Origin of the sequence: Acinetobacter sp. ANC 5054 (assembly GCF_002135295.1) — a bacterium.
GTDB lineage: Bacteria > Pseudomonadota > Gammaproteobacteria > Pseudomonadales > Moraxellaceae > Acinetobacter.
This window is the reverse complement of the sequence record NZ_NEGG01000009.1, coordinates 84117-100758: the sequence shown is the minus strand read 5'-3', so window position 1 is coordinate 100758 and position 16642 is coordinate 84117. Positions and strand designations below refer to the sequence as shown.

The 16642-nt window shown below is 38.4% G+C and carries 15 protein-coding genes; 6 read left to right on the top strand and 9 right to left on the bottom strand.

The window, feature by feature from the left end:
- Positions 1 to 22 precede the first annotated feature (22 nt).
- On the bottom strand, positions 23 to 847 hold the full coding sequence (locus tag B9T33_RS10605) for a rhomboid family intramembrane serine protease (protein WP_086178870.1): 825 nt from the start codon (positions 845 to 847) through the stop codon (positions 23 to 25).
- A 78-nt stretch (positions 848 to 925) separates the two neighbouring features.
- Here B9T33_RS10605 and mtgA point away from each other — a divergent pair, with 78 nt between their 5' ends.
- Positions 926 to 1603: a monofunctional biosynthetic peptidoglycan transglycosylase gene (gene mtgA / locus B9T33_RS10600; protein WP_086178869.1), complete on the top strand. Its 678-nt coding sequence runs from the start codon at positions 926 to 928 to the stop codon at positions 1601 to 1603.
- A 145-nt stretch (positions 1604 to 1748) separates the two neighbouring features.
- Positions 1749 to 3830 carry a polyphosphate kinase 1 gene (ppk1, locus tag B9T33_RS10595; RefSeq protein WP_086178868.1) on the top strand — a complete coding sequence of 694 codons (2082 nt, stop codon included), beginning with the start codon at positions 1749 to 1751 and terminating at the stop codon, positions 3828 to 3830.
- A gap of 84 nt (positions 3831 to 3914) precedes the next feature.
- On the opposite strand, the gene B9T33_RS10590 is transcribed toward ppk1, so the two are convergent.
- From B9T33_RS10590 to rubA, 5 genes are all read right to left on the bottom strand, one after another.
- Positions 3915 to 4526: a response regulator transcription factor gene (locus B9T33_RS10590; RefSeq protein ID WP_086178867.1), complete on the bottom strand. Its 612-nt coding sequence runs from the start codon at positions 4524 to 4526 to the stop codon at positions 3915 to 3917.
- Positions 4527 to 5546: 1020 nt separating this feature from the next.
- Complete coding sequence (gene oxyR, locus B9T33_RS10585) at positions 5547 to 6452, bottom strand: LysR family transcriptional regulator OxyR (protein WP_086178866.1); 906 nt, start codon at positions 6450 to 6452, stop codon at positions 5547 to 5549.
- Between the two features lie 11 nt (positions 6453 to 6463).
- Positions 6464 to 7402 carry an esterase EstB gene (gene estB, locus B9T33_RS10580; protein WP_086178865.1) on the bottom strand — a complete coding sequence of 313 codons (939 nt, stop codon included), beginning with the start codon at positions 7400 to 7402 and terminating at the stop codon, positions 6464 to 6466.
- Between the two features lie 59 nt (positions 7403 to 7461).
- On the bottom strand, positions 7462 to 8640 hold the full coding sequence (locus B9T33_RS10575) for an NAD(P)/FAD-dependent oxidoreductase (RefSeq protein ID WP_086178864.1): 1179 nt from the start codon (positions 8638 to 8640) through the stop codon (positions 7462 to 7464).
- Between the two features lie 76 nt (positions 8641 to 8716).
- Positions 8717 to 8881: a rubredoxin RubA gene (gene rubA / locus B9T33_RS10570; protein ID WP_005179369.1), complete on the bottom strand. Its 165-nt coding sequence runs from the start codon at positions 8879 to 8881 to the stop codon at positions 8717 to 8719.
- Between the two features lie 519 nt (positions 8882 to 9400).
- On the opposite strand from rubA, the gene B9T33_RS10565 reads away from it, so the two are divergent.
- Positions 9401 to 9946 (top strand): adenine phosphoribosyltransferase, encoded by a 546-nt coding sequence (locus B9T33_RS10565; RefSeq protein WP_086178863.1) that lies wholly within the window; start codon positions 9401 to 9403, stop codon positions 9944 to 9946.
- 105 nt (positions 9947 to 10051) lie between these two features.
- Here B9T33_RS10565 and B9T33_RS10560 read toward each other — a convergent pair whose 3' ends face one another.
- A complete protein-coding gene (locus tag B9T33_RS10560) occupies positions 10052 to 10564 on the bottom strand; it encodes a YqiA/YcfP family alpha/beta fold hydrolase (RefSeq protein ID WP_086178862.1) in 513 nt (170 codons plus the stop codon).
- A 439-nt stretch (positions 10565 to 11003) separates the two neighbouring features.
- Here B9T33_RS10560 and lysS point away from each other — a divergent pair, with 439 nt between their 5' ends.
- A complete protein-coding gene (lysS, locus tag B9T33_RS10555; protein WP_086178861.1) occupies positions 11004 to 12530 on the top strand; it encodes a lysine--tRNA ligase in 1527 nt (508 codons plus the stop codon).
- A gap of 342 nt (positions 12531 to 12872) precedes the next feature.
- Here lysS and trpS read toward each other — a convergent pair whose 3' ends face one another.
- Complete coding sequence (gene trpS, locus B9T33_RS10550; RefSeq protein ID WP_086178860.1) at positions 12873 to 13886, bottom strand: tryptophan--tRNA ligase; 1014 nt, start codon at positions 13884 to 13886, stop codon at positions 12873 to 12875.
- A gap of 200 nt (positions 13887 to 14086) precedes the next feature.
- On the opposite strand from trpS, the gene B9T33_RS10545 reads away from it, so the two are divergent.
- Complete coding sequence (locus B9T33_RS10545; protein ID WP_086178859.1) at positions 14087 to 15007, top strand: DUF808 domain-containing protein; 921 nt, start codon at positions 14087 to 14089, stop codon at positions 15005 to 15007.
- A 46-nt stretch (positions 15008 to 15053) separates the two neighbouring features.
- Positions 15054 to 15956, top strand: coding sequence for a neutral zinc metallopeptidase (locus B9T33_RS10540; RefSeq protein ID WP_086178858.1), 903 nt, complete (start codon positions 15054 to 15056; stop codon positions 15954 to 15956).
- A gap of 61 nt (positions 15957 to 16017) precedes the next feature.
- Here the strand turns inward: B9T33_RS10540 and B9T33_RS10535 are convergent, their stop codons facing one another.
- Positions 16018 to 16575, bottom strand: coding sequence for a hypothetical protein (locus B9T33_RS10535; protein WP_086178857.1), 558 nt, complete (start codon positions 16573 to 16575; stop codon positions 16018 to 16020).
- Positions 16576 to 16642 lie beyond the last annotated feature (67 nt).

The following is a 16642-nucleotide window of genomic DNA, read 5'->3' as shown; positions in this document are numbered from 1 at the left end:
TTTTAGTTTTTGTGCTGCATATTTATTTTGCAGATAAAGCTTGTTTCATTAACACAATAAAATGCTCCCAAAGTGGGGCAATTGGCTGCAAAAGTTGTTGGCAATGTAAATAAAATAAATAGGCAGCACCTGCACCGAGAATTAAACCAATACTTTTAAACAATAATGGCTTTTGGAGCTTCTCACCAAAATACCAAATAAAGCATAAAGCTGCGCCCATGATCATGCCGCCAATATGTGCTGCATTATTAATTCCACTGATCATAAAGCCCATGACCAAGTTAATCCCCATGACCATGACCAAGGTTTTTTTATCTAAATAAAAACGTTGACGTGGCAGCATAGGAAGCAGGGAAATGATGGTAAGTCCTGCGCCTAAACCCATCACTGCACCCGAAGCACCTGCACCAATTTTTGGAAATAAACTAGAATCTGCTGTGCCCGCAGCCAAAAGTGCATAGCTGTCTTGAATATCGAGATAGCCACTAAGTAAACTCCCTGTCAAACCTGCTAAAACGTATAGACCAATAAAATACACACGACCTAACATTTGTTCAGCAACACTGCCAAAAATATACAATGCCCACATATTCAGCATGAGATGGATTAAGCCAAAATGAAAAAACATGCTACTAAATAAGCGGATGGGTTCCTCTAAAAAGGTTAAAGGTGCATAATCTGCACCCCATCGCAATGCATCTAGCATATCGGGTTGAGAGACATCCATACCATTCAACACTTGCCAACCAAATAGACTGACATTGGTGGCAATGAGGAGTGCGGTGATCCACCAAAGTTGGATTTGCAATTTGCTTGTAGATACAGCAGGAGGGCTAAGTTCAGACATGCTATTCTTGTACTGTGTCAAAGTATTAAAAAATAAGCTTAACATGAAAAAACAGAATTTCTGGAGTAACACACTGACATGAAAGCCTTTATTGTTCGTACATTGTTAATTCTTGTCAGTATTGTACTTTTGGTACAGCTTTGGATCTTTGCGAGTTTGGTGTGGTGGCGAACACATCCTGTCGATACAACCATGATGATGCGCCTTGATTATTGGTCAGAACCTTCTAAACCGATTAAGCATCAGTGGCGCGACTATGATCAAATCAGTGACTATGTAAAACATGCAGTCGTGGCAGCCGAAGATGGCAAGTTTTTACAGCATAAAGGTTTCGATTGGGAAGGCATGCAATTTGCGTTAGAACGTAATAAAGACAAAGGTAAAGTGGTTGCAGGTGGCTCAACGATTTCGCAGCAGTTAGCCAAAAACCTATTTTTATACAATAAACGCTCGTTCATTCGAAAAGGCCAAGAAGCGGTTGCAACGTGGATGATGGAGCGCATGTGGTCAAAAGAGCGTATTTTAGAAGTGTATTTAAACTCTGTTGAGTTTGGTGACAATATTTACGGTGTAGAAGCTGCAACACAGCATTATTTTGGTAAAAGCTCGCGTAGCTTATCGCGTGAACAAGCGGCCTTTATTGCCGCAATTTTACCTAATCCAAAATATTATGATGAAAACCGTAATGATCGAAAATTGAATTACCGTAAGCGTTTAATTCAAAAATATATGCGTTATAGCCATATTCCGAACTAGGTTGATTTAGCTTGAGCATTCTACTTGATGCAATGCTGATGAATTAAAACAAAAAGCTCATTTCGATGGGCTTTTTTTATGAAATTGTCATAAATTTGAAGCATACTAAACACAGTACATCACACATTTAAAATATGGGTTTGAGATGAATACCGCAGCTGAAGTCGCGCAAGCGCCAACTGAATATACTTATAATGATCGTTATATCAATCGAGAGCTTTCAATTCTTGATTTCCACTTACGCGTACTGGAACAGGCGGTAGACCCGATTCATCCGTTATTAGAACGAATGAATTTCTTGTTGATTTTCTCACGTAATCTCGATGAATTTTTTGAAATTCGTGTTGCGGGCATGATGGAACAACTTGACTTAGGCAATGAAAGCCGTAGTCCCGATGGTCTGACACCGAAACAAGTTTTAGATGAAATTTCTGCGACAGCGCATGCGGCAATAGAGCGCCAGTATCGAATCTTAAATCAAGAAATTTTGCCGAAACTGCGTGAAGAAGACATTTGTTTCTTACGTCGTGGTGAACTGACACCTGCACAGTCAGCTTGGGTGAAAAAGTATTTCCAAGAACAAGTTGCACCTGTACTCACACCTATTAGTCTAGACCCAGCGCATCCATTTCCACGGTTAGTCAACAAGTCACTCAACTTTATTGTGACATTGGAAGGGAAGGATGCGTTTGGTCGTCAAATTGATTTAGCGGTTGTTCCTGCGCCGCGTTCATTGCCACGCGTTGTTCGTTTGCCAGATGAACTCACAGGCGGTAAAGAACACCATGTGATGTTATCTGCCATTATTCATGAGCATGTATCGGACTTGTTCCCGGGCATGACGGCAACGGGATGTTATCAATTCCGTGTAACGCGTAATGCCGATTTAGCACTGAATGAAGACGTTGAAGATTTGGCCAAAGCGCTGAAGGGTGAGTTAAATTCACGTCGATTTGGTCGTGCAGTACGTCTAGAAGTAACGGAAAATTGTCCGCAGCATATTTATGAATATTTGTTGGATGAATTCGACCTTGAAGAAGAACAGCTTTATAAGGTCGATGGACCAGTCAACTTAGCACGTTTACTTTCAAACTTTAAACGTCCACATTTACGTTATGATGCACATATACCAGTCATTCCTAAAGTATTGAAAAAGACTGAAAATATTTTTAGTGCAATGCAAAAGCAGGATATTTTACTGCATCATCCGTTTGAATCCTTTGCACCAGTCATTAACTTGTTGCGTGAAGCTGCACGTGATCCGCAAGTTCTGGCCATTAAGCAAACCCTCTACCGTAGTGGTGCTGACTCTGAAATTGTTCAAGTTTTAGCAGAAGCTGCACGTAATGGTAAGGAAGTCACCGCGGTGATTGAGCTACGTGCTCGATTCGATGAAGAGTCGAATATTGCAGTGGCTAATGTCTTGCAAGAAGCAGGTGCAGTCGTGGTTTATGGCATCGTGGGCTATAAGACTCATGCCAAAATGATTTTGGTGGTACGCCGCGAAAATAACAAACTTGTACGCTATGTGCATTTGGGGACAGGCAACTATCATGCGGGCAATGCGCGCATTTACACCGACTATGGCTTATTAACGACGGATAAAGAGCTGTGTGAAGATGTACACCGCATTTTCCAAGAGTTAACTGGCATGGGCAAAATGGCAAAATTGAAAAAATTGCTGCATGCGCCATTTACCTTACACGCTCAGTTGGTTAATTACATTGATAATGAAATTGCCAATGCCAAAGCGGGCAAAGCTGCGCAAATTATTGTCAAGGTGAATGCTTTAACCGAAGTACAGTTGATCAATAAATTATATGAAGCTTCACAAGCTGGTGTGCAAATTGATTTAATTATTCGCTCAATTTGTTGCTTACGTCCAGGCTTACCAGGACTGTCGGAAAATATTCGTGTACGTTCAATTGTAGGACGCTTTTTGGAACATACTCGCGTTTATTATTTCAGTAATAATGGTGATTCACGTATTTATTGTTCGAGTGCGGACTGGATGGATCGTAACTTGTTCAATCGTGTTGAGGCGTGTTTCCCAATAGAAGATCCTGCTTTGAAAAAACGTATTTATCAATTGGGTCTAGTGAACTATTTAAAAGATAACCAACAGGCTTGGTTACTTCAAAGTGATGGTCGTTGGATACGCACATATCTGAAAGAGGGTGAGGAAGCACATAATTCGCAGCATGTATTACTTGAGGCATTTAAGTAATCGAAAGTGATAATGTATCAATGAATAGGGGGCTTAGGCTCCCTTTTTATATTTATTTTTTTGATGTGGCTAGCAGTTAATAATCTAAGAATAACTATAAAGTTTCCTGTATATATTTTTCACAAATCCATCTATTTGATAAGTTGAAAGCTTTAATTCATTAACCATTTGCTCTTGAGTCGCACGATGGCTCACCATATCTAAAATTTGATATTCAGCTGCATTAAGCATAAATTGATTACTTATATTAGCTTGAGTACTCAACGAAGCATTTAATAGAAACTTGGCAAAGCTTTCATGCAGCGCAGCACCACCACGTAAAATTACTTTGAGCTGCTTGTAGGTATCTTCAGCGGATTGGTCTAGCACTAGATAAGCTGTCGCGCCAATTTGTAAGGCATGCAGGATTAAATCCGTTGATTGTTCCTGTACCAATACAATCAGATTACTGGATGGATAGATTTTTTTTATCTTATGAATAAAGGCAATGTCTGATTGAGTTGTGGTAACTAAAAAAATCAGGTTAGGCAAAATGTCAAAAATTTTTTGTTTCGCATCTTGTAAATTATCGACAAAACTAATCAGATCTTGAGGATAGCCTAAGTCTGCTAAAATATCGTACATCAAGTTTTTGGAGGTCACTGACTGATGGTCAATAATCAGAACAGGAACTGGTAATAAAAAATCGCCCGTCATAAACTTGCCTATTTATTTTTTTAATTGCGTAGTTCTAATGTGCAATAAAAAAAATCAGAAAAAAATACCTAGAAATTGGGATTTGTTATCAAGAGTATAATTAAGTTATTGTGAATTAAGTCTATTTTTTATTATTTAAAAGTAATACTTTTCGTTAATGATGTTTAGTTCTTTATGGTCTTTCGTACATGGATTAAAAAAAATGTGCATTTTATGCAACTATTACATTGCTTTTGTGTTTGAGAATATAATTAAACACTTAAATTAATTTGAATTTGCTTAATTTAGCGAACATTTATATGCCTTGAATAAAAGGGTATAAATCAAATATTCAGTTTGAAAATCATCATCAAAATTGAGCATCACCACTTTTAATTAAATCTATAATATTATTTTAGAGAATGTTAAATGGTGAGAGTGTGATTAAATAATTAATACCCTAAAAAACTTTGAATTATTCGAATATTTCTTTTCTAAAGCCAAAAATGTTCAAAATTCGTGATCACAAATTCCTTTTTCTTTAAGATGAGGCGCTTCCTTCCGTTAGAATGGCGAATTTATATATAAATCTTTTTACACTTGTGTGTGTATACACTCAACGCCTTTAAACATAGTGGTAACATCGATTATCAACTGAATGCTGGTTCATATTTGATTCATGTAAGAAGCCTAATCAGTGCTAATACAATGTTTTATCTTGAAAAAATATTAAAAAAATACCTGAAAATAGGGATTTAATTCGTTTCATTCTCTGCATACTATAGTGATGTCTTCTAACTTATCTGGCTAGTGTGAAGATATTATTTAGGGTATGAATTAATATCGTTATTGAATCATATGTATTCCTATAAGGCTGCTCATTTGAGTCAGCCTTTTTTCTTTTGTGGAATATAAATTAAGAATAAAAAATTGTGCGATATAAAGAAGCCTAGCAATTTGAATCACAATTCGGTTTAAAAAACGGCTTTTAAAAACTAAAAAAGAGAGCTCATGGCTCTCTTTTTTATACGTATCACCTATTTAATGTAGGTTGTTGGTAATCTTTTGAAGGATTTGCAGCAATACATCAAATTCGCTTTGGAGTGGTGTGCTCTTACGTGTTACTAATGCGAGTGTTCGGGTTGGGCTAGACTCAATTTCTTTGACTGCTAAATCTGAATTTGCTTTGATCATATTGGTATGAACTGCAATTTCAGGCAATAAGGTAAAACCTAAGTTAGCTGAAACCATTTCTACTAGAGTAGGTAGTGAGCTCGCTTTTAAACGATGATCATTTTTACGTTCGCCAATTGGACATGCACTCAAAGCGTGATCGCGTAAGCAATGGCCTTCTTCAAGCAACATCAAACGAGATAAATCTAAGTCATCTAAAGACTTCGCTTGAGCTGCATTTTGGTCAGCTTTGTTGTAAACCAAGAATAACTTTTCTTTGTTCACTTCAGCCACTTTTAGACTGCGAGTATCGAAAGGTAGAGCAAGTAAAACAATATCTAAATTGCCATGCTCTAATTTCTCAACAATTTTTTCACTTTGCGCTTCATGCAAATGGAGTTGAATTTTAGGCAACTGCTTATGCACTTCATCAAGCAAAGGTGCAAGAAGGAAAGGCGCAATGGTCGGAATAACACCTAAATGCAAATCACCGGTTAAAGGCTCACTCATTTCACGACTTAAACGCATTAGGTCTTGCGCATCTGCCAATAGAACTCGGGCACGGCCGACAACTTGTTCGCCAAGTGGAGTTAAACGCACGTTTTGACGGTCGCGTTCTACCAAAACGCCACCTAATAAACGCTCAAGCTCCATGATCCCGCCAGACAAAGTTGACTGGGTGACAAAAGAACGACGCGCAGCTTCAGTGAAATGCAGCGTTTCTGACAGTGTTACTAGATATGACAGCTGTCTTAAGGATGGTAATGCAGCCATAGTGTCCTAATTTATGATTTAAAGTGATCAGCAAATAAACCGCTAAGATATGGAATAAAATGCGGTGGGATATCATGCCCCATTCCATCAATTAATTCAAATTTAGCACCTGAAATTGCCTTTGCAACAGCCTTGCCATGGCTTGGCGGAAGCAAACGATCGCATGCGCCATGTACCACGAGGGTATTGTGCTGAATCTGTTTATCCAGTTGCAGCAGGGAACCCGTACATAATATTGCTAAAAACTGTTGAAGTACACCCGCAGGGTAATAACTTCGTTTATAGAGCTTGCGAGCTGTTTGAATTGCTTCAAGCTGATTTATATAGCCCGGTGAGCCAATAATATTAAAGACTTTGAGGCTATGGTTAATAATGCCATCTTCATCGTTTGATTCTGGTTTTTCAATTAGACTAAATAATTGTTTTGGAAATGGTGGTGGTAACAACCGTTGAATGTTGCTGGTAAAGAGTAAACTGAGTTTATGAACTTTTTCTGGGTAGCGTGCTGCGACGATTTGAGCAATCATGCCTCCCATCGAAGCCCCTAAAATATGAACTTTATCAAGCCCCATGCGGTCAATGAGCAAGGAAACATCATCTGCCATATCGTAGAGGTCATAAGGTGCACCTTGATTTTCTAGTCCTAAGGCCATGCGACCCATCAATTTAAAAGTATTTAAACGTGGACCTGCATTGCGTATTTTACTTGAAAGACCAATATCTCGGTTATCAAAGCGAATGACACGATAGCCTTGATCAATCAGGGATTTACAGAAAAAATCAGGCCAATACAACATTTGTGCCCCTAGTCCCATAATCAATATAACAGTGGGATGTTCAGGGTCGCCGCCCACTTCGACATGCAATTCAATACCATTACCCAAGTCCACGCGAGTTTCATGCATGAAAGAGGTGTAGGGCGAGATACTGAATTGAAGGGCACTATTCATTATTATTTTCCTTAAAAAAAGGACGTCAATTATTATAAGGACGTCCTTGTATTTAAACCTTAAACCGCAGCAGGAATCAAGTCTGGAACCTGCTTAGTCAGAGTTAAACGTTGCTTTCCAGCAGTCGCACCCAGTAATACAAAACCACGAAGTACGGCTTCTGAATCGATTGCACGGGCGATCATGCCATCTTCAAGCATTTCAGTTTCCCATTCAATGTCCACGCCTACAGGTGCAGGTAATACCGTCAATGGTGCAGCAGGTGTTTTTACTGCAACAGGCATAGCAGGGTAGTGTACAGCCGTTTTTTCACCATTTAAGGTTTTTGCTAATGCACGTGCTTGCTGCATAATCGGCATGACATAAGGCAAAAGCATGCCGTTGACTTCAGCACAGTCACCTACAGCATAGATATTGGCAAGGTTGGTTTCCAAACCTGTATTGGTCAATACACCACGACTGGTATGAACGCCGGCATTTTTCGCCAAGCTAATTTCAGGTTGTAGACCAATTGCTGAAAGCACAACATCTGCGACTAAACTTTGACCATTGGCTAAGCTGACATGATAGTCACCATTTTCAATGCGAGACACTTTTTCAACCGTGGTGCCAAGTACGAACTGGATTCCTGTTTCTTCTAGTTTTGTTTGGAAATGTGCTGCCACATGATTAGGCAATAAGCGACCTAATGGTTGTGGTGCTAAATCCACTACCGACACTTTGGCACCTGTGTTTTGTAAATCGTTGGCAAATTCACAGCCAATCAAACCAGCACCTAAAATCACCACACGTTTGTCATCACGTTCAGCAAGTTGTTTACGGAAAGCTTTGTAATGTTCTAGATTATTTACGACATGAATATCATCGCTACCATCACCAGAAATGGCTAAACGAATAGGATTTGCACCCACCGCTAAAACCAATTTTGAATAGGCTTGTGTACGGCTTTCACTTTCAGTTTCAACAGTCAATTCTTGCTTGGCTGCATCTATACTTTTAACCCAACTGTTGTTGATAATTTGCATGTTGAGTTGAGCTGACATTTTCGCTGCATCACCTAAGGGAATCTGCTCTGGTGCTTTATTTCCGACCAAAGCATTCGATAAAGTCGGTTTAGCGTAGTTAATCGCTTCATCTGCACAAATCATAATAAGTTCTTGTTCAGGATTTAACTTACGAAATTCACGCGCAACGGCATATCCCGCCATACCAGAACCAATGATGACAATCGGGTGCATACTCAACTCCAAACTCAATTTATATTTTTACAGGCAAAAAAAAGACCATAACATAGATGGTCTTTGATTTTATTTATTAAATTTCAACCATTTCAAAATCTACTTTTGACACGCCGCAATCAGGGCAAGTCCAATCATCAGGAATATCTTCCCATTTTGTACCTGCGACGATACCGTCTTGTGGCCAACCTTCTGCTTCGTCATAAATCCATCCACAAACGATGCATTGATACTTTTTCATTCCATTCTCCAAAAACTGACAAAATCTAGTCAGTAAAAACTTCATTACTGCACAGGTATTACATTGCCGTATGCAGTTAACTCTTGGCCTAAATTTTTACGCAGTTCTGACAATAAAGTAAAGTGGCTAGGAGTTTAATCAGTGAAATTAAAAGCAGAATGGCAGTCGAGGACAATAAATATCATCAAACGCCGAAATTTAACCCCAATTGTCAGACAAAAATAGCTAGATTAAGGTCTGCAAAAAAATTGACTCTTAAGTGGATAAATGTGGGCTAAATTTAAAAAGTATTTGATTCATATAGACTAAAGTCTTGCTGTGTAAATGTGATATATAGAGTATTTTATAATTAGGTAAATATATAATTGATATTTATTTAAAAAATACAAATATAAAAATCAATAACTTATAAAATATCGTTGTATTTTAATTACGCAAAAAACAGTGGTCGTGTCTGTTCATTTGAACTGAATCGCGTTAAAATTCACACATTCCTTCCTTATTTGTTTTTCTCCTATTATGAGTACTTCTACTGCTTCTGCATTGTGGTCTAACATTCGTACGGTCCAAGATTTTCCAAAACCAGGAATTTGTTTCTTTGACTTAACACCGTTATTCATGAACAACATTGAACAATTAACGGATGCATTGATTGCGAGTATTCCAACAGAACAGTTGGCAGATGTAGACAGCTTTATTGCAGTTGAAGCACGTGGTTTTGTATTGGCAAGTTTACTTGCTCAACGCACAGGTAAAGGTCTGGTATTGGTTCGCAAAGCTGGTAAATTACCACCACCAGTTGTTGGTGTGGGTTATAGCCTTGAATATGGTTTAGATCGTTTAGAAATGTCTGCTGAAATCCAATCACAAAAAGTGATTATTGTGGATGATGTTTTAGCGACAGGCGGTACTTTACGTGCGGTGAAACAGTTGGCTGAAAAATGTCAACATGAGGTTTTGGGTGCAAGTATTTTCCTTGACCTTCCAGACATGCATAAAGATTTAGGCTTGAAGGTTTGGTCTGTACTGGATGACAAAACACGTCCTGAAGCAAATGCGGCTTAATGTATTAAGAGTATTTTGTTGAAAAGTTTCAAAAAAGCCCTGTGATTTGCAGGGCTTTTTTATTGCAGATGTTTAATCATGCATATTTGATCGAAAAGCAGTGATTTAACTTTTTATTTTTAAATAGTTTGATTCAAGTTGGTGGATGAGTTCATTAATGTTTTCAGGACATTGTAAACGGTGGTGACCACCATCAATGGCTTGGATTTGCATAAAATCTTCTAATTGTTGTTCTGTTTCATGCATATTGAGGATTTCATCTCCTCGTTCTATATACGCCACTTGTGGAATATCATGATCTAAATCTGCATCACAGATGGCTGGGTAATCATCACGAAAATCTGGATGCAAGCTTGGATTGGCAATGACGCAAGGTATGCGATGGTACAGTGACATTTTTAGTGCCCAATAGCCACCTAAGCTATGACCGACAATAATATCGGGTTTTATCGTTTCGATACTATCATGATAAAAATCTGCAACTGTTTGAAAATTTAAGTTGCGATAGTCCACTTCAATGCAAAATTTTTGTTTCGCATCAATTGCATGGAATTTTGTCGATTCGCGTGAAGAATCAAGTCCATGTAAAAACAGAATTTTCGATAAGCATGAAGTCATTGTTTTTCTACACACTGTTTTTGGCATATTGTGGGCTTGCTGAATAATTTATTTTTCAACAAATTTGTTTTAAACATTGTATTGAAGTTGAGCAAAAAGAAAATTTAGCTTTTGGTCTAATTAGGAGGCAAATAAAAGACTTTAGTATTAAATTGTTGAGTTACATTTTTAAACTTAACAAATTGAAAATATAATAAAAAACGTGTGAAAAGTGTTGTTATATGAGCTGTATATGTGACGATGTGATTTACAAAATTTATTTGGGTGGTTTTCAAAAATTTGAAATGCGTCGGGTTATATTATGTTTAGGCTGTGAACAAAGTCGCATCATAGTTGATAAATTTAACTTTATTCAAAATAGCTGTCATTGCTTACTGCTCAATCGAATGGAAATCTGCTATGCTATGCAACTTCCGTTTTTTAACTATTTGAGACAGAGATGACGCAACATAACGCTCAATCGACTTCTGAACAAGCCATTTCCGAAAACGATTTAATTGCACAGCGTCATGCCAAGTTAGAGCACATCAAAGAGCACGCCAAGGAAACAGGTGTTAGCCCGTGGCCTAACACATTTAAGCGTGAACACTATGCACAGGACCTTCAAGACCAATTTGCTGAAAAATCAAAAGAAGAAATTGAAGCAGGTGAACAGGTTCATGTAAAAGTTGCTGGTCGTGTGATGTTGAACCGTGGTTCATTCATCGTGATCCAAGATATGACAGGTCGTATCCAACTTTATGTGCCACGTAAAGAATTAGCTGCTGATGTTCTTGCAACAATTAAAGGTTTAGACCTTGGTGATATCATTGCAATCGAAGGTTATATCGGTCGTTCTGGTAAAGGTGATTTATATGTTCACATTGAACACTTTGAACTTTTAACCAAGTCACTTCGCCCACTTCCAGATAAGTTTCATGGTTTAACTGATACTGAAGTTAAGTACCGTAAGCGTTATTTAGACCTCATTATGAACGAAGAAACACGTAAAACTTTTGAGATTCGTGCAAAAGTTGTGTCAGGCATTCGTTCGTACTTGAGCAATGAACGTTTTATGGAAGTTGAAACGCCAATGATGCATGTGATTCCAGGTGGTGCGTCTGCACGTCCATTTGAAACGCATCATAACGCTTTGGATATGCCTTTATTCTTGCGTATTGCACCTGAACTTTACTTGAAACGTTTGGTGGTTGGTGGTTTTGAACGTGTATTCGAAATTAACCGTAACTTCCGGAACGAAGGTGTTTCGACACGTCATAACCCAGAATTCACCATGATTGAATTCTACCAAGCTTATGCAGATTACAAAGACTTGATGGCTTTGACTGAAAATATGCTTGAAAAATTGGCAATCGACATTTTAGGTTCAACTGATGTTCCTTATGGCGAAGAAGTGTATAGCTTCAAAGGTCCATTCAAGAAAATTTCAATGTTTGATGCAATTCTTGAACACAACCCAACATTCACACCAGAAAATGTGTCTGATCGTGAGTTTCTCGCAAACTTCGTTAAAAATGAACTGAAAGAGCAAGTAAAACCAGGTTTTGGTTTGGGTAAACTACAAACCATCGTGTTTGAAGAAACCGTTGAAACTGAACTTCGCCAACCAACATTTATTACTGAATACCCAGCGGAAACTTCTCCATTGGCTCGTCGTAATGATGAAAACCCACATATCACAGACCGTTTTGAATTTTTCATTGGTGGTCGTGAATTGGCAAATGGCTTCTCAGAATTAAATGACCCGATTGACCAAGCAGAACGCTTCCAAGCCCAAGTTGCTGAAAAAGATGCAGGTGATGATGAAGCGATGCACTATGATGCTGACTTCATTGAAGCACTTGAATATGGCTTACCTCCAACAGCAGGTGAAGGTATTGGTATCGACCGTTTAGTGATGTTGTTTGCCAATGCTGCAAGTATTCGTGAAGTGATCTTGTTCCCGCATATGCGTCATAAAAACTAAGTGTCTAATTTGTTAAAAAAGTCCGCTATATGCGGGCTTTTTTTATATCTCTAAATTTAAGACAAAAAAATACGCAATGATTGGGGTGTTCATTGCGTATAACAACGAATCTGTCTTCACAGGTTCGGTAAAGGAGAAATGTTATGAATTTAGGCATTCCTAAAACATAAATATATCTTAGAGTGAATGGTCAGTCATTTCATTGGTGTTCACGTTAAGTGATGTAAATTCACGTTAAAAATGAGGAGATTCTGTGAATTTTAACTAATGGTATTTTTAAGGTACTTATAAATAAAAAAAAGCCTTTCAAATGAAAGGCTTTTAATTCAAATTGAAAATGACTTAAAAGTGAAATACACCTAAGCCAGATTTCACTTCGTCCAGTGTTTGCTGGGTAATATCACGACATTTGTCTGTGCCAGCTTTCAAAATATCCATGATGTAATCAGGATCTTTTTGTAGTTCCAAACGGCGTTCACGAATCGGTGAGATCAATTCTTTTAATACACCTTCAAGGCGTTTCTTCACCGTACCGTCACCTAAACCACCACGGGTATAGTGTTCTTTTAATTCAGCTACAGCTTCTTTGTCTGGATCAAAAGCATCAAGATAGGTAAATACAACGTTTCCTTCCACTTGACCTGGGTCTTCAATGCGAAGATGGTTTGGATCGGTATACATCGCATTGACTGCTTTTTTGATATCTTTATCAGAAGCGTCAAGCACGATGGTATTGCCTAAAGATTTAGACATTTTTGCTTTACCATCAAAACCAGGTAAACGTCCGACATTTGAAAGTAATGCCTTACATTCAGGTAAAACTTCGCGACCAATTTGACGATTCAAACGACGAACAATCTCGTTGGTTTGTTCAATCATTGGAATTTGGTCTTCGCCGACTGGAACAACAGATGCTTTGAACGCTGTAATGTCTGCAGCTTGAGCCACTGGATAGCATAAGAAACCTGCTGGAATATCACGCTCAAAACCACGCATTTGGATTTCAGACTTGATCGTCGGGTTGCGCTCTAAACGAGAAACGGTCACAAAGTTGAGATACAACATGGTGAGTTCATTTAATGCAGGTAAGCATGATTGAACGCAAATAGTTGTTTTTGTTGGATCAATACCGACCGCTAAATAGTCTGTTGCGACTTCTATAATATTGCGACGTACTTTTTCGAAATTATCCGCATTATCTGTCAGTGCTTGCGCATCAGCCAAAAGAAGGTGCTGATGATGAGAGTCTTGTAAACCTACACGTGAACGTAAAGAACCTACAAAATGTCCTAAATGTAATTGTCCAGTTGGACGGTCGCCAGTCAAAATCACTGGACGATTATCTTGAGTACTCATTATCTGTTCCAAAGTGGTAGTCAAATACTACGGCTGCATTTCAAAGAATGCCCCATTGTACGGCATTCTATTTTTGATTGTTACTGACTCGGCACAATTGACTGAAAATTGATTAATTTTTTTCTTTATATCAAAAACTAAATACAAATTTTTAGCTAAATCGAATTAGAATATTAAAAAATGCCCAAAGGATAACAATAATGGCGAGTAGCTTATTAATCTTACTTGATGATATAGCAACTGTACTTGATGACGTCGCAGTGATGAGTAAGGTGGCTGCTAAAAAAACAGCAGGCGTGCTTGGAGATGATTTAGCATTAAATGCACAGCAAGTTAGCGGTGTGCGTTCTGATCGTGAATTGCCAGTAGTTTGGGCCGTTGCGAAAGGTTCGTTTATTAATAAATTGATATTAGTCCCTGCGGCACTCTTGATTAGCGTCGTTGCACCTTGGCTCATTACGCCGCTTTTAATGATTGGCGGTTTGTTCTTATGCTATGAGGGCGTAGAAAAAGTCCTGCATAGTTTGCATCATAAAAAAGCCAAAACAGAAGAAGTTGCTCGTGAAGAAATGACCCATATCGAAACAGATTTGGCGACTTTTGAGAAAGAAAAAGTCAAAGGTGCAATCCGTACCGATTTTATTTTATCTGCAGAAATTGTGGTGATTTCTTTAGGGACTGTCGCAGCAGCTACATTTACCAATAAAGTTATCGTTTTATCCATCATTGCTGTCGTTATGACGGTTGGTGTTTATGGTTTTGTCGCAATGATTGTCAAAATTGATGATTTAGGACTTTATCTCACACAACAAGCATCTTCATTTAAACAAACGATTGGTCGTGGTTTATTGGCGTTTGCTCCAAAATTGATGAAAACGCTGACAATTGTTGGAACAATCGCAATGTTTTTAGTGGGTGGCGGCATCATCACTCATGGTGTCCCTTTGCTACATCATTTTATTGAAGGCTCTGTGGATTATGCTGAACACATTCCAAGCGTAGGCAGTATTGTGGGAGCATTGACGCCGACTTTAATTAATCTCGTGACAGGGTTTATTGCGGGACTCATTGTACTGTGCGTGATTTCATTAATTCAAAAGATGAAAGCGAAACAGGATTAATCCTCAAACGCATTGATATCACAACATTTATAAAAGGAAGATCACTATGCGCTGGAAAGGTCGAAGAGTAAGTACAAATGTTGAAGACCGTCGCGGTGGCGGTGGTGCCAAAGCGGGCGGAATTAGTATTTTAGGGCTAGTCGTTGCCTTTGTTGCTTGGAAGTTCTTTGGCGTTGATCCACAACAAGCATATCAAGCGACGAAGCAAGTGACACAGCAAACGTCGGCTGAAGTGAAGGGCATCGACAATCCTACACCAGAGCAACAAGAGGCGATTGATTTTGTGGGTACGGTGCTAGCTGATACTGAAGATACTTGGACGCAAGTATTTAAAGAACAACTGAATGCGCAGTATCAACCGCCTAAATTGGTCATGTTTAGTGGTGCAGAGAATTCAGGCTGTGGTACTGCGCAATCTGCGATGGGGCCGTTTTATTGTCCAGCAGATCAAAAGGTTTATATCGATACAGCATTCTTTAAAGATATGCGTACTCAGATGGGTATTGGCGGTGAACAAAACCAAACGGAATTACAGCGTCAAGATCAAGCCGGTGACTTTGCTCAAGCTTATGTGGTTGCACATGAGGTTGGTCACCATGTACAAAATTTGTTAGGTATCTCATCTCAGGCGCAAAAAGCTCAGGCTCAAAGTTCTAAAGCGCAAGCCAATCAAATTTCAGTTCGCGTAGAACTACAAGCAGACTGTTTTGCTGGAATTTGGGCAGCTAAAAATCAAGAGCGGACTCAATTTCTTGAGCAGGGTGATATTGAAGAAGCGATGGATGCGGCACATAAAATTGGTGATGACTATTTACAAAAAAGCGCGACTGGACAAGTTGTACCAGACAGCTTTACTCATGGTAGTAGTGCACAGCGCATGAAGTGGTTTGAAGTCGGTCTAAAATCTGGAAATATCAACAGTTGTGATACCTTTAATCAAGCAATTTAGACCAATATAAAAGAGGATGCATGCATCCTCTTTTATATGTATGTTGTTATTATTTATTAACTTACTTGCTTAAAAATGATTTAAAGTTTCGAAGGATACGGACGCTGGTATAAATTGCGGCAAGTGCAAATAATGCAATACCAAATACAATGTATTTCAACCCAGATACATCATTTTGATAAAATATTTTCAGTTGCGAATCACTATATTTTAAAACTTGTTTTTGATGTGTGCGACTGTCAGTAAAGCTGATTTGCTTGATATATTGGAATTGCCCAATTTTTAAAAGATCAATATGCTGAATTTGTCGGGTATGCGATTTGTTGAAATCATCTAAGCAAATATCATTCAGATAATGTTCACACTGAATTTTAGCGAGATAACCATTATTGGCGATCAAAATAAAAATAGCATTTTCAGGTGATTGATTATTTGAAACTAAAACCAATTGCTCATGTGTGGTTGAGTCGAGTGAAATGGTTTTAGCTTGACTGAAATATTGGTCAGCCAAAATAATTTCCTGCGTTTTACTGAAGCAGGTAAGAACCAGCGCAGCTGTCACTAAAAAAATGACAGTGGCAAAGCAGAGGCGAAAAATAGTTTTAATAGTCTGATGCATAGGAGATTAAATATGGAAAATGAAAAATGCATACCATCTATGCACTGGACACTATGTTAATTCATCT

Coding starts and splice junctions, on each gene's coding strand:
- B9T33_RS10590 (WP_086178867.1), bottom strand. CDS start 4,526: ATGACGGGCGATTTTTTATTACCAGTTCCTGTTCTGATTATTGACCAT.
- mtgA (WP_086178869.1), top strand. CDS start 926: ATGAAAGCCTTTATTGTTCGTACATTGTTAATTCTTGTCAGTATTGTA.
- B9T33_RS10545 (WP_086178859.1), top strand. CDS start 14,087: ATGGCGAGTAGCTTATTAATCTTACTTGATGATATAGCAACTGTACTT.
- trpS (WP_086178860.1), bottom strand. CDS start 13,886: ATGAGTACTCAAGATAATCGTCCAGTGATTTTGACTGGCGACCGTCCA.
- B9T33_RS10605 (WP_086178870.1), bottom strand. CDS start 847: ATGTCTGAACTTAGCCCTCCTGCTGTATCTACAAGCAAATTGCAAATC.
- B9T33_RS10565 (WP_086178863.1), top strand. CDS start 9,401: ATGAGTACTTCTACTGCTTCTGCATTGTGGTCTAACATTCGTACGGTC.
- B9T33_RS10540 (WP_086178858.1), top strand. CDS start 15,054: ATGCGCTGGAAAGGTCGAAGAGTAAGTACAAATGTTGAAGACCGTCGC.
- B9T33_RS10575 (WP_086178864.1), bottom strand. CDS start 8,640: ATGCACCCGATTGTCATCATTGGTTCTGGTATGGCGGGATATGCCGTT.
- estB (WP_086178865.1), bottom strand. CDS start 7,402: ATGAATAGTGCCCTTCAATTCAGTATCTCGCCCTACACCTCTTTCATG.
- ppk1 (WP_086178868.1), top strand. CDS start 1,749: ATGAATACCGCAGCTGAAGTCGCGCAAGCGCCAACTGAATATACTTAT.
- lysS (WP_086178861.1), top strand. CDS start 11,004: ATGACGCAACATAACGCTCAATCGACTTCTGAACAAGCCATTTCCGAA.
- B9T33_RS10560 (WP_086178862.1), bottom strand. CDS start 10,564: ATGACTTCATGCTTATCGAAAATTCTGTTTTTACATGGACTTGATTCT.
- rubA (WP_005179369.1), bottom strand. CDS start 8,881: ATGAAAAAGTATCAATGCATCGTTTGTGGATGGATTTATGACGAAGCA.
- B9T33_RS10535 (WP_086178857.1), bottom strand. CDS start 16,575: ATGCATCAGACTATTAAAACTATTTTTCGCCTCTGCTTTGCCACTGTC.
- oxyR (WP_086178866.1), bottom strand. CDS start 6,452: ATGGCTGCATTACCATCCTTAAGACAGCTGTCATATCTAGTAACACTG.